Origin of the sequence: Mycobacterium sp. ACS1612 (assembly GCF_001667505.1) — a bacterium.
Taxonomy (GTDB): domain Bacteria; phylum Actinomycetota; class Actinomycetes; order Mycobacteriales; family Mycobacteriaceae; genus Mycobacterium.
In genome coordinates this window covers 166,463-177,726 of sequence record NZ_LZHZ01000005.1, presented here as the reverse complement: position 1 = coordinate 177,726, position 11,264 = coordinate 166,463, and the positions used below count along the sequence as shown (strand labels likewise).

The window sequence follows — 11,264 nt, the reverse complement described above, 5'->3', positions numbered from 1 at the left end:
CGACAAGCCACACCCCACTCGGGGGTTCTCCTCACTTCAAGCCGACACGCCTGCTACCAACCTCATGGCCAGGTACAACTAGCCGGTTTCGACGGGACGCGTTGAGTCCGAAGACCATTCGGACCACGAACCCGGATACAGCGCCGCGTCAACACCTGCCGCCGCCAGCGCGGCCACCACGACCGAAGCGGTGACGCCGGAGCCGCAGTAGGCCCCGACGGGTCCATCGACGGCAGGCAACCGGTCCAGCGCGAAGGTGCCGTCGTCGCCCAACAGCGCTGTGCTGGGCACATTGCGAGCGCCGGGAATGTGGCCCGCCACCGGATCGACGGGCTCCGTCTCCCCGCGGAACCGCTCGGGTGCGCGCGCGTCGAGAAGCACGTCGGCCGCGGCGGCCTGGTCCGCGGTCAGCGTGCGCAGCGCGCCGGCGTACAGGTCGTCGTGCGGCACCCGCACGTCTCCGGGTCCGGGTGTGACGCTGCCAGTTTCGAGCGGTCCGGTCCACGCCCGCAGTCCGCCGTCGAGTATTCGCACGTCCGGGATGCCGGCAGCGGTGAGCACCCACCAGGCCCGCGCCGAGCCTGCCCGGTTCCAGTCGTCGTAGACGACGACGGGGACGCCCTGGCGCAGACCCCAGCGCTGCCCCGCGGCCTCGAGATTGCGGCCAGAGGGAAGCGGATGTCGGCCGCGTCCCACCACGCTGTGATCGCTGAGTTCGTCGTCGAGGGAGACGTACACGGCGCCGGGCAGGTGGCCCTGTTCGTAGGCGGACCTGCCATCGGGCTCAGCCAGCTGCCAGCGCACGTCCAGTATCGTCAGCGGTTCGCCGGCGTCCAGGCGCCGAGCCAATTCGGTCGCGGTGATCAACACCTTGTCGTGACTCACCGCATCGATAGTGCCACCTAAGCTGTCGGCCGTGACCGAGCACGCCTTCAGCGCAGCCGAGCGCGGCGCCGTCTACCGCGTCATCGCCGAACGTCGCGATATGCGCCGGTTCGTGCCCAACGCCGTCGTGCCCGAGGATGTGCTCGCCAGACTGCTGCAGGCCGCCCATGCCGCGCCAAGTGTGGGCCTGATGCAGCCGTGGCGGTTCATCCGAATCACCGACGCGGGATTGCGAACCCGTCTCCACGCCATCGTCGAGGAGGAGCGGCTACGCACCGCCGAAGCGCTGGGCCCACGCCGCCACGAGTTCCTGGCCCTCAAGGTCGAGGGCATCCTCGAATGCGCCGAGCTGCTCGTCGTGGCGCTCGGCGAAGGGCGGCAAGCCCACGTATTCGGCAGGCGCACACTGCCGCAGATGGACCTGGCGTCGGTGTCCTGCGCGATTCAGAACCTGTGGCTGGCCGCTCGTGCGGAAGGACTGGGGATGGGATGGGTCTCGATTTTCGATCCAGCCCGGCTCGGCGCACTGCTGACAATGCCGCAAGATGCGGAACCCGTCGCGATCCTGTGCCTCGGGCCGGTGCCCGAATTCCCGGCCCGCCCGCAGCTGGAGATCGACCACTGGACGGCGGCGCGGCCCCTGACGGAATTCGTCTCGGAGAACGGCTGGCCAACACCCACACCGGCATAGGCTGGCAGCCGTGGCGACTGTAGATCTCAACGCGGATCTGGGTGAGAGCTTCGGCGTCTGGAGGCTGGGTGACGACGACGCAATGCTCGACCTTGTCACCAGCGCCAACGTGGCCTGCGGGTTCCACGCCGGGGATGCCGTCACGCTGGCAAGGACCTGCCACGCCGCCGTCGAGCGCGGAGTAAGGATCGGCGCTCAGGTCGGCTATCGCGATCTGGCTGGCTTCGGTCGCCGCTTCATCGACGTGCCGCCAGAAGAGCTGAAGGCCGACGTGATCTACCAGATCGGCGCGCTGCAGGCGCTGGCGAACGCGGCAGGCGGAACCGTCAGCTACGTCAAACCCCATGGCGCGCTGTACAACAGCATCGTCACCAATCACGGCCAAGCCCGAGCCGTCGCGCAGGCGGTGCGTGCCGTCGACCCCGGTCTCGCAGTGCTCGGACTAGCGGGCTCGGTGTTCTTCGCCGAAGCGCAGGAGCGAGGGTTGCGTACGGTGCCCGAGGCATTCGCCGACCGCGGGTACCGGTCCGACGGGCAACTGGTTTCGCGCCGCGAACGCAACGCCCTACTCCACGACATCGAAGAGATCGCCGACCGGGTGGCGTCGATGGTGACCGCTGGCCGAGTCACTGCTGTCGACGGCTCCACCATCCCGATCACGGTGGAATCCATTTGTGTACACGGGGATTCGCCAGGCGCGGTGCAGATCGCCAGCGCGGTGCGCGACCGGCTGATCGCGGACGGTGTCGAACTGAAGCCGTTTACTTAGTGTCGACGAACGGCAGCAGCGCCATCTCGCGCGCGTTCTTGATCGCCGTCGCCACTTGGCGCTGCTGCTGAGGGGTCAATCCCGTCACCCGCCGTGACCGGATCTTGCCGCGGTCGGAGATGAACGTCCGCAGCAGATGCGTGTCCTTGTAGTCGATCGTCGTGACGCCGAGAGACTTGAGTGGATTCTTTCTCTGCCGCTTGAGCTCTGGAAGAGGCGGCCGCCGTGTCCGTGATTTCTTGCCTGCCATCACATACTCCAATAGCCCGTGGGTAGGCCGATCGTAATTGCCATCTTCGATGCCATGCCCATGATCTCCCCTTGCCTGCCGTCGAAAGCGACGTTTTGCAGACATGCACTCGCACTTCGTCTGCAAGACGTAGCTTTCGCGGACATGCACCAAACGTTAATGATTATCGTTTTCAACTATATTACCTCCACTTCCGGTGGTCTTGATCAGGACCCCTAAGGTGTCGTCATGCGCCTCAAGCCCGGCCGCCCAGATCTGCGCGCCTACGCGGGTGCGTTCGACGTGCCCGCGGCAGGGCCCGACGCGCCGCTGACGGTGACCTGGGCTGGCGTCACCACGCTGCTCATCGATGACGGCGAGTCCGCGCTGATGACCGACGGCTTCTTCTCGCGGCCCAGCTTGTTGCGGGTCGGATTGGGTCGGTTGGCGCCATCGGCGCCCCGCATCGATGGTTGCCTGTCCCGGCTCGGCGTGCGCCGGTTGGAAGCGGTGCTGCCGGTGCACACCCACTTCGACCATGCGATGGATTCGGCGGTGGTCGCCGAGCGGACTCGAGCACGCGTGGTCGGCGGGGCATCAGCCGTCGCGGTCGGCCGCGGCGCAGGCCTGCCCGACGATCGGCTGACGGCCGTCACACCTGGCGAGCCGGTCACGCTCGGCGCCTACGACGCGACGCTGGTCGAGGGCGAACACTGCCCGCCCGACCGCTTTCCCGGGGTGATCCGCGAACCCGTTGTGCCGCCGGTCAAGGCGTCGGCGTACAAATGCGGCGAAGCCTGGTCGACGCTTGTGCACCACCGGCCGTCGAACCGACGGCTGCTGATCGTCGGAAGTGCGGGGTTCGTCCGCGGGGCGCTCGTCGGTCACCGCGCCGAAGTGGTGTATCTGGGCGTCGGGCAGTTGGGACTGCAGTCCGAGCAGTACCTGACCGACTACTGGAGCGAGACGGTGCGCACCGTCGGCGCGCGCCGCGTGGTGCTGATTCACTGGGACGACTTCTTTCGTCCGCTGCACAAGCCGCTGCGGGCATTGCCGTACGCCGCAGACGATCTCGACGAGTCGATGCGGACATTGTCCCGGCTCGCCGAGGAGGACGGCGTGCCGCTGCACCTGCCCACGCTCTGGCAGCGCAGCGACCCGTGGAGTTGACGCTGGCGCTGGCGGCGCTGGCGGTCGTGCTCGGATTCGCGATGATCCGGCCGCGGGGCTGGCCCGAGGCCGTCGCCGCGGTGCCTGCGGCCGCGCTGTTGATCGCGGCGGGAGTGATCTCCTGGCAGGCCGCATGGGCCGAAGTCGCGCGGCTGCTTCCCGTCGTCGGGTTTCTGGCCGCGGTGTTGGTGCTGGCCAGGCTCTGCGATGACGAGGGGTTGTTCCGCGCCGCCGGCGCAGCGATGGCAAGGTCCAACTCAGGCCACCAACATCGGTTGCTCCTCACGGTTTTCGCGATCGCGGCGGGCACCACGGCAATCCTGAGCTTGGACGCGACGGTGGTGCTGCTGACCCCGGTGGTGCTTGCGACCGCTCGCTCTCTGCGGGTACCTGCGAGGCCGCATGCGTATGCCACTACGCATCTGGCGAACAGCGCCTCGCTGCTGCTGCCGGTGTCCAACCTGACCAACCTGCTGGCCTTCGGAGCGGCTGGCCTGTCGTTCCTGCATTTCACGGCGGTCATGACGCTGCCGTGGCTGATCGCGATCCTCATCGAGTTCGTATTGCTGCGTTGGATTTTCGCGCGATCGCTCGCTGTCGCGCCAACCCATGACACCGAGTCAGACAGGATCAGGTTGCCGGTGTTCGTGCTCGTGGTGCTGGGACTCACGCTGGTTGGGTTCGCCCTCACTTCACTGGTCGGGTTGTCGCCCGCGTGGGCGGCCCTCACCGGTGCCGTCGTACTCGGCGTGCATGGACTGGCGCGCGGTCGCGCCAGTGTCGCGGGCATCGTGGATGCGCTGGATGTGCCGTTCCTGGCGTTCGTGTTGTGCCTCGGTGTGGTCGTCGCGGCAGTGATGACCAACGGCTTGGACGCCGCGATGCGCGACGTGCTGCCGGACGGTGACAGCCTGCCCGCGCTGCTCGGGATCGCCGCCGTCGCGGCGGTACTGTCCAACGTCGTCAACAACCTGCCCGCGGTGCTGGTGATGCTGCCACTGGTGAGCGGCCCGGCGGCGGTGCTGGCCGTGCTGATCGGGGTCAACGTCGGGCCCAACCTGAGCTATGTCGGATCGCTGGCGAACCTGCTGTGGCGCAGCGTCGTACGGCGCGACCTGAAGGCCGGCTTCGCCGAGTTCAGCCGCATCGGGTTGGTGACGGTCCCGGTCACCATCGTCGGCGCCGTCGGTGGGCTGTGGCTGGGAATCCGGATCTTTGGCGTCTGACGACACAGCGGTTACACCGACGCGAACAATGCGGGGGACGGTCGGCGATAATTCGCCCACTTGCGGCGCTGCGGGAGCCGAAGTACCCCACACTGACGCGGGTCGGCTAACTCCGCCGCTGGCGCGCGATTTCGGCTAATACCACTCCCGCGGCGACGGATGCGTTCAACGACTCCGTCGGCCCAGCCATCGGGATGGACACCACCGCGTCACAGTTCTCCCGCACCAGCCGCGACAATCCTTTGCCCTCGGAGCCCACCACGACCACCATTGGCCCCGTGCAGTCCAGCGAGTCGATGGTGGTGTCACCGCCGGCGTCGAGGCCGATCACCTGCAGTCCCGCGTCGGCCCAATCCTTCAGTGTCCGATTGAGATTCGTCGCCCTTGCCACCGGCAGCCTGGCCGCCGCACCCGCGCTGGTGCGCCACGCCACGGCGGTGACCGATGCCGATCGGCGCTGCGGGATCACGACACCGTGGCCACCGAACGCCGCCACCGATCGCACGATCGCGCCGAGGTTACGTGGATCGGAGATGTTGTCCAACGCCACCAACAGCGCCGGGGTGCCGTCTTTCGTCGCCACCGCCAGCACATCATCGGGGTGCGCGTACTGGTACGGCGGCACCTGCAACGCGATGCCCTGATGCAGCCCGTTGGCGGCGATCCGGTCCAGGTCGTGGCGCGGCACCTCGAGTATCGAGATTCCTTGGTCGGCAGCGATTTTCACGGATTCGGTCAGTCGCTCGTCGGCCTCTGCACCGAGCGCGACATACAACGCGGTGGCAGGCACCCCGGCGCGCAGGCATTCGAGCACCGGATTGCGGCCCAGCACGGTTTCGGTCTCGTCGGTCTTGCGGCCCGATCGCCCCTGCTGCTGCCGTTGCGCCTTCGCCGCACGCTTGGCGGCCGGATGGCCCGGTCGCATGTGCGCGGGCGGCGTGGCGCCGCGGCCCTCCAGGCCACGCCTGCGCACACCGCCGGACCCGACCGTCGGGCCCTTCTTCGTACCGGGCTTGCGAATCGCGCCGCGGCGTCGCGAGTTGCCTGCCATCTACTTCGTGTACCCATCGAAAAGCGACCACTGTGGCCCGTCGGCGGTGTCGGTGACTTCGATACCCGCCTCCTTCAACCGGTCGCGGATCGCATCGGCCTCGGCCCAGTCTCGACGCGCCCTGGCGTCCTCGCGGCGCTTCACCTCGGCTTGGACCAGCACGTCGACGGCTGCTAGCGCTGCCGACGTCTCGTCCTTGGATTCCCACCGCTCGTCGAGCGGGTCCGCACCAAGAATGCCCATCATCGCCCGGATCGACATCGCTTGTGCCAGCGCCGTGTCATGGTCGCCGGCATCCAGCGCGCGATTGCCCTCGGCCCTGGCGGCGTGCACCTCGGCCAGTGCGATGGGGACGGACAGGTCGTCGTTGAGCGCGGCCGCGAACTTCGGCGTCCATTCGCCGGGCACCACCGCGCCGACGCGGTTGCGCACCCGGTGCAGGAAGTCCTCGATACCGGTGTAGGCCTTGGCCGCGTCCTGGAGCGCAGTCTCGGAGAACTCGAGCATCGACCGGTAGTGCGCGCTGCCCAGGTAGTAGCGCAGCTCGGCAGCCCGAACACGTTGCAGCACAGCGGGAATCGCGAGGACGTTGCCCAGCGACTTGCTCATCTTCTCGCCGCCCATGGTGACCCAGCCGTTGTGCAGCCAGTAGCGGGCGAACTTGTCCCCTGCGGCCTCGGCCTGTGCGATCTCGTTCTCGTGGTGCGGGAATACCAGATCCATGCCGCCGGCGTGGATGTCGAACTCCGGCCCGAGGTAGGCCTCGCACATGGCGACGCACTCGGTGTGCCAACCGGGCCTGCCCGGACCCCACGGTGTCGGCCACGACGGCTCGCTGGGTTTCGCGCCCTTCCACAGGGTGAAGTCGCGTTCGTCGCGCTTGCCCTTGGCGACGCCCTCACCCTGGTGCACGTCGTCGATACGGTGTCCGGAGAGCTTGCCGTAGTCGGGCAGGCTCAGCACGTCGAAGTAGACATCACCGTTACCGGTGTAGGCGTGTCCTCGCTCGATCAACCGCTCGATCAACTCGACCATCTGGGTGATGTGGCCGGTGGCGCGGGGCTCAGCGGACGGTGGAAGCACGCCCAGCGCGTCGTAGGCGGCCGAAAACGCCCGCTCGTAGGTCGCGGCCCACTCCCACCACGGCCGACCGGCGTCGGCGGCCTTGTTGAGGATCTTGTCGTCGATGTCGGTGACGTTGCGGATGAACGCGACGTCGTAGCCGGTGGCCATCAGCCAGCGGCGCAGCACGTCGAACGCCACCCCGCTACGGACATGGCCGATGTGCGGCAGTCCCTGCACCGTGGCGCCACACAGGTAGATCGACGCGTGGCCGGGCCGCAGCGGGACGAAATCGCGCACGGCACCGGTCATGGTGTCGTAAAGCCGCAACTCGCCGTTCGCTCCGCTCACGACGGGCCAGCTTACCGGCACTATTCGGCGTGAATTACCAGAGCGGTGGCGATGGCCGCCAGACCCTCGCCGCGGCCGGTGAGGCCGAGCCCGTCAGTGGTCGTCGCGGACACCGACACCGGAGCGTCCAGCAGTTCGGACAGCACCTGCTGCGCCTCCCCACGGCGCGACCCGACCTTGGGCCGATTGCCGATCACCTGAACGGCGGCGTTGCCGACCCGGTACCCCTCCGCACTCAGCAACCCCATGACGTGTTTGAGCATGTCGGCACCGCCGGCGTCGCGCCATTCGGCGCGTCCGGTACCGAATACGTCGCCCAGGTCACCGAGGCCGGCAGCGGACAACAGGGCGTCACACAGCGCATGGGCGGCCACATCGCCATCGGAATGGCCGGCGCAGCCGTCGGCGTCGCTGAACAACAGGCACAGCAACCAGCACGGCCGACCGGCCTCGATTGGATGTACGTCGGTGCCCAGGCCGACCCTGGGCAGGCCTGTCGCCGACATCAATGCCTTCAGGAGGCGGCGGCCAGGACCTCGTCGAGGATGGTTGCCGCCTTGGCATCGTCCGTGTTCTCGGCGAGCGCCAGCTCGCCGACCAGAATCTGCCGCGCCTTGGCCAGCATCCGCTTTTCACCCGCGGACAGGCCACGCTCCTGATCCCGGCGCCACAGGTCACGGACGACCTCGGCCACCTTGTTCACATCGCCGGAGGCCAGCTTCTCGAGGTTGGCCTTGTAACGGCGCGACCAGTTGGTCGGCTCCTCGGTGTGCGGGGCGCGAAGCACCTGGAAAACCTTATCCAAGCCCTCCTGCCCGACGACGTCACGCACCCCGACATACTCGGCATTCTCGGCAGGAACTCGAACGGTGAGATCTCCCTGGGCAACCTTCAAGACGAGGTATTCCTTTTGTTCGCCTTTGATGGTCCGGGTTTCGATCGCCTCGATCAACGCAGCACCGTGGTGTGGATAGACAACGGTGTCTCCGACCTTAAAAATCATCAGATACGAGCCCCTTTCACGACTCAATGCTAGCACGGGGCTCTGACGGGTGCCGATCAACGGTGCAGGTCAGGGGCACAGTCGGTGAAGAGCAGGGGTTGACACGGTAACGAATCCGTGCAACGCGCGGCCCCTTTAGAGGCCCTCCCGTGCACCGTGGTGGCCACTTCGAGGTAGCTGTCGAGGCGGTGACCCGCAGGACAGCCAGTTCCAATGGGCCGTGCTGGCGCGGGAAATTCACGACCACGTTTTGGTTGGCTTCGCGGAAAGCTATGACCCGCGCTTCAGGCCGCTGGCGCGAAGAGTTGCGTTACGGCATCGACAATGTGTAGTGGCCTACGATTCACCAGGTGAGGCAGTGCACCACGATCGCGGCGTCGGGGCCGGCCGATGCACGATAGCCCACACGCGCAAGAGACATCGCCTGAGCCGGATGACTCCGATATATCCGTGGTCATGGCCTGCTACACCGAGGAACGCCTGCCGAGTATCAACGCGGCATTGGAGTCGTTGCGGCATCAGAGTCGTCAGCCCAAACAATTGGTAGTCGCAGTCGACAACAACGAGTCGCTGGCCGACCGCCTGCGGGCCGAAAACGATGGAATCACCGTCGTCCTCAACACCGGTAGCAGAGGTGCCTCATCGACCCGAAACCGCGGGCTTGAAGTTGTGACAACCCCGTACACCGCTTTTCTCGACGATGACGAGACGGCCGATCGCGACTGGCTCCTGCATTTGAGGCAGGCCTTCACCACCTCTGACGTCGTGGGAACGGGCGGCAAATACGAAACTGTCTGGTTGTCGAAGAAACCTCCGTGGTTTCCCGAGGAGTTTGCCTGGGTCGTCGGAGGATCGTATTTGGGTCTGCCGACGGAGGCGACACCGGTGCGCAACGTGTGGTCGGGGAACATGGCGGTGCGCACCGACGTCTTTCGGCAGGTTGGTGGTTTCCGAACAGACTTCGGCAAGCGCGGAGCCATTCCACAACCGGAGGACACCGATCTTTGCATCAGAATGGCTGCGGCAACTGGCGGACATTGGATGTACGTGCCGGAAGCGATCATTTACCACGAAGTTCCGACGCAGCGCGCGACGTTGAGATTCTTCATCACCCGCTGCTTCGCCGAAGGGTTCGGCAAGGCGCTGATGGCCCGTCACCTGGCGTCGAAATCCGCGACGCTCGAGGAGCGCTCCTACACGCGCCGCGTCGCGAAAGCTGCGGCACGGCGGCTGCGTTCGATGCGGTGGCCAGCCGTCGTCCAGGGCATCGCGATGGTGCTCGGCCTGTTTAGCGCGGGGGTGGGCTATTTCGCCGCATCCAGATCATTTCGTCGCTTCGTCATAGGGAAGAAAGCGGACCCGCTCCCGAAATAGGAACCAGCTGTGTTCGCGCTTGATGTAGGGGACGAACCCGCCATATTCGGCCACTTTCAGTTGAGCCACGTTTTCTTCGGCGATGAAACCCATCACGTACCGTATGCCGGCGTCACGCGCCGCGTCCAAAACCGCGTTGTAAGCGTGCATGACCCGCAACCCCCTATGGCTCTCTGCCGTGAAAGGGCCCTCGATGATCGCTTCACCCGGTTTGAGCTGCGGGAGTTGATCTCCCCACCGTTTCCGGATGACCTCGTTGTCTTTCGCCGTGAGCATCCACGCCATGAAGCACACTTTCCCGTCGGGATCGATAGCGACCGCTGGCGGCGGAAGGTTGGAGCCCAACAGCCAGCGTTGGACCGCACGCTCCGAAGCGGCCTTCGAGGAGAGCCCCGGTTCGTCAGCGATAAACGAAAGATCATCGCCAGGCCGAAGGTCCCGCACGACCAAAGGAATCTTCGGCGCGAATTGCGGAACCTCCATGGTCATGTCCCGGCGCACCCCAATTGCTATACGACTCGAGTGAATTCGTAGACGTATGGTGTGCCGCAACCAACGCAGTCCGTAGTGCGAGCGCAGGGTGGTAAGGACTTCACGAACTCGCATCATGCGCCTTCAGTGCGATCGGTTCCGGCAACCGACGGTGGATTGATCCAGAGGCCGTTGAGCCCTGCAACCGCACAGGTTCACGCTCGGGCCGCGGTCCGAATATCAGTCGGCGAGCCATGATCACCGAAGGATCGATGACCGGCACACCGCTCAGGCTCGCCACAGGAAGGGCGAGCGGCAGTTCCGTGCAGCCCAGGACGATGCACTGGGCGCCCCCGTCGATGAGGTTCTGAGCCGCTTGTGCGACGAGTTCGCGCACGCGCTCGCTTACTTCTGCGGCGGACTTGATGCCATCTTCGTCGTTGTAAATGGCAGCGTGCACCTGGCACTGTCGAAAATCGTCGAGATACAGCACCTCGAAACCTTCGGCACGCAACACCCGCCCATAAAGGTCACTTCGGACGGTGCCGTTGGTGCCGAGCACTCCCACCTTCGACCCGGGAGCCAGACGGGCGGCTATCTCCAGACCAGTTTCCTCAATGAGGTGAAGCAGCGGCACGTCGCATCCGTCGCGAGCCAACGCCGCCGTGATGTCGTCCCAGATCAACGGAACATGCACCGAATTGCATGCCACAGCGACGCATGTGGCGCCGGCCCGCGCGAGTACCTGCACGCAGTGCGCAACCGCAGCTGCTGGGTTCTCTTCGCCGCGTCCGAGCAGAAATTCCGTGCGATCGCTTATCCGGCCCGGCATGGACACGAGCACCAAGTCGCGATGATTCTGGTCGCGTGTCGCGGGTGTCAGACGCGTGATCAATTCCACGAGGCGCACTCCGGCCAGCGGTCCCATGCCGCCAACCACACCGATCACTTCGCGATTCAAGTTGCCCCCCATGCGTTCCCC

At 66.1% G+C, this 11,264-nt stretch carries 13 protein-coding genes; 5 read left to right on the top strand and 8 right to left on the bottom strand.

Features of this window, described 5'->3' with window-relative positions; translation table 11 throughout:
• Positions 1–78 precede the first annotated feature (78 nt).
• Positions 79–894, bottom strand: a complete 816-nt coding sequence (locus A5724_RS03455) for a sulfurtransferase (RefSeq protein ID WP_067796203.1) — start codon at positions 892–894, stop codon at positions 79–81.
• A gap of 91 nt (positions 895–985) precedes the next feature.
• Here A5724_RS03455 and bluB point away from each other — a divergent pair, with 91 nt between their 5' ends.
• A complete protein-coding gene (gene bluB, locus A5724_RS03450; RefSeq protein ID WP_232004687.1) occupies positions 986–1,576 on the top strand; it encodes a 5,6-dimethylbenzimidazole synthase in 591 nt (196 codons plus the stop codon).
• A 10-nt stretch (positions 1,577–1,586) separates the two neighbouring features.
• Entirely contained in the window at positions 1,587–2,345 is a 759-nt protein-coding gene (locus A5724_RS03445; RefSeq protein ID WP_067796197.1) for a LamB/YcsF family protein, read from the top strand.
• Here the strand turns inward: A5724_RS03445 and rpsR are convergent.
• A complete protein-coding gene (gene rpsR, locus A5724_RS03440; protein WP_067796194.1) occupies positions 2,338–2,595 on the bottom strand; it encodes a 30S ribosomal protein S18 in 258 nt (85 codons plus the stop codon). The two genes, A5724_RS03445 and rpsR, sit on opposite strands and share 8 nt — an antisense overlap.
• Positions 2,596–2,823: 228 nt before the next feature.
• Between rpsR and A5724_RS03435 the strand changes: the two genes are divergently transcribed.
• Complete coding sequence (locus A5724_RS03435; RefSeq protein ID WP_067796191.1) at positions 2,824–3,744, top strand: MBL fold metallo-hydrolase; 921 nt, start codon at positions 2,824–2,826, stop codon at positions 3,742–3,744.
• On the top strand, positions 3,735–4,970 hold the full coding sequence (locus A5724_RS03430) for an SLC13 family permease (protein WP_067796188.1): 1,236 nt from the start codon (positions 3,735–3,737) through the stop codon (positions 4,968–4,970). Before A5724_RS03435 ends, A5724_RS03430 begins: the two co-directional genes overlap by 10 nt.
• A gap of 106 nt (positions 4,971–5,076) precedes the next feature.
• Here the strand turns inward: A5724_RS03430 and rlmB are convergent, their stop codons facing one another.
• From rlmB to carD, 4 genes are read right to left on the bottom strand one after another with little or no spacing between them, the layout of a single operon-like run.
• Positions 5,077–6,021, bottom strand: coding sequence for a 23S rRNA (guanosine(2251)-2'-O)-methyltransferase RlmB (rlmB, locus tag A5724_RS03425; RefSeq protein ID WP_067796185.1), 945 nt, complete (start codon positions 6,019–6,021; stop codon positions 5,077–5,079).
• Positions 6,022–7,413, bottom strand: coding sequence for a cysteine--tRNA ligase (cysS, locus tag A5724_RS03420; RefSeq protein ID WP_082964833.1), 1,392 nt, complete (start codon positions 7,411–7,413; stop codon positions 6,022–6,024).
• A 41-nt stretch (positions 7,414–7,454) separates the two neighbouring features.
• Positions 7,455–7,940: a 2-C-methyl-D-erythritol 2,4-cyclodiphosphate synthase gene (ispF, locus tag A5724_RS03415; protein ID WP_067796183.1), complete on the bottom strand. Its 486-nt coding sequence runs from the start codon at positions 7,938–7,940 to the stop codon at positions 7,455–7,457.
• A gap of 8 nt (positions 7,941–7,948) precedes the next feature.
• On the bottom strand, positions 7,949–8,437 hold the full coding sequence (gene carD / locus A5724_RS03410) for an RNA polymerase-binding transcription factor CarD (RefSeq protein ID WP_020100886.1): 489 nt from the start codon (positions 8,435–8,437) through the stop codon (positions 7,949–7,951).
• A 390-nt stretch (positions 8,438–8,827) separates the two neighbouring features.
• Here carD and A5724_RS03405 point away from each other — a divergent pair, with 390 nt between their 5' ends.
• Complete coding sequence (locus tag A5724_RS03405; RefSeq protein ID WP_082964829.1) at positions 8,828–9,811, top strand: glycosyltransferase family 2 protein; 984 nt, start codon at positions 8,828–8,830, stop codon at positions 9,809–9,811.
• Here A5724_RS03405 and A5724_RS03400 read toward each other — a convergent pair.
• Positions 9,761–10,300 (bottom strand): hypothetical protein, encoded by a 540-nt coding sequence (locus A5724_RS03400; RefSeq protein WP_156752109.1) that lies wholly within the window; start codon positions 10,298–10,300, stop codon positions 9,761–9,763. The two genes, A5724_RS03405 and A5724_RS03400, sit on opposite strands and share 51 nt — an antisense overlap.
• Positions 10,301–10,403: 103 nt before the next feature.
• On the bottom strand, positions 10,404–11,255 hold the full coding sequence (locus A5724_RS03395; protein ID WP_067796173.1) for an aspartate/glutamate racemase family protein: 852 nt from the start codon (positions 11,253–11,255) through the stop codon (positions 10,404–10,406).
• Between the last annotated feature and the right edge of the window lie 9 nt (positions 11,256–11,264).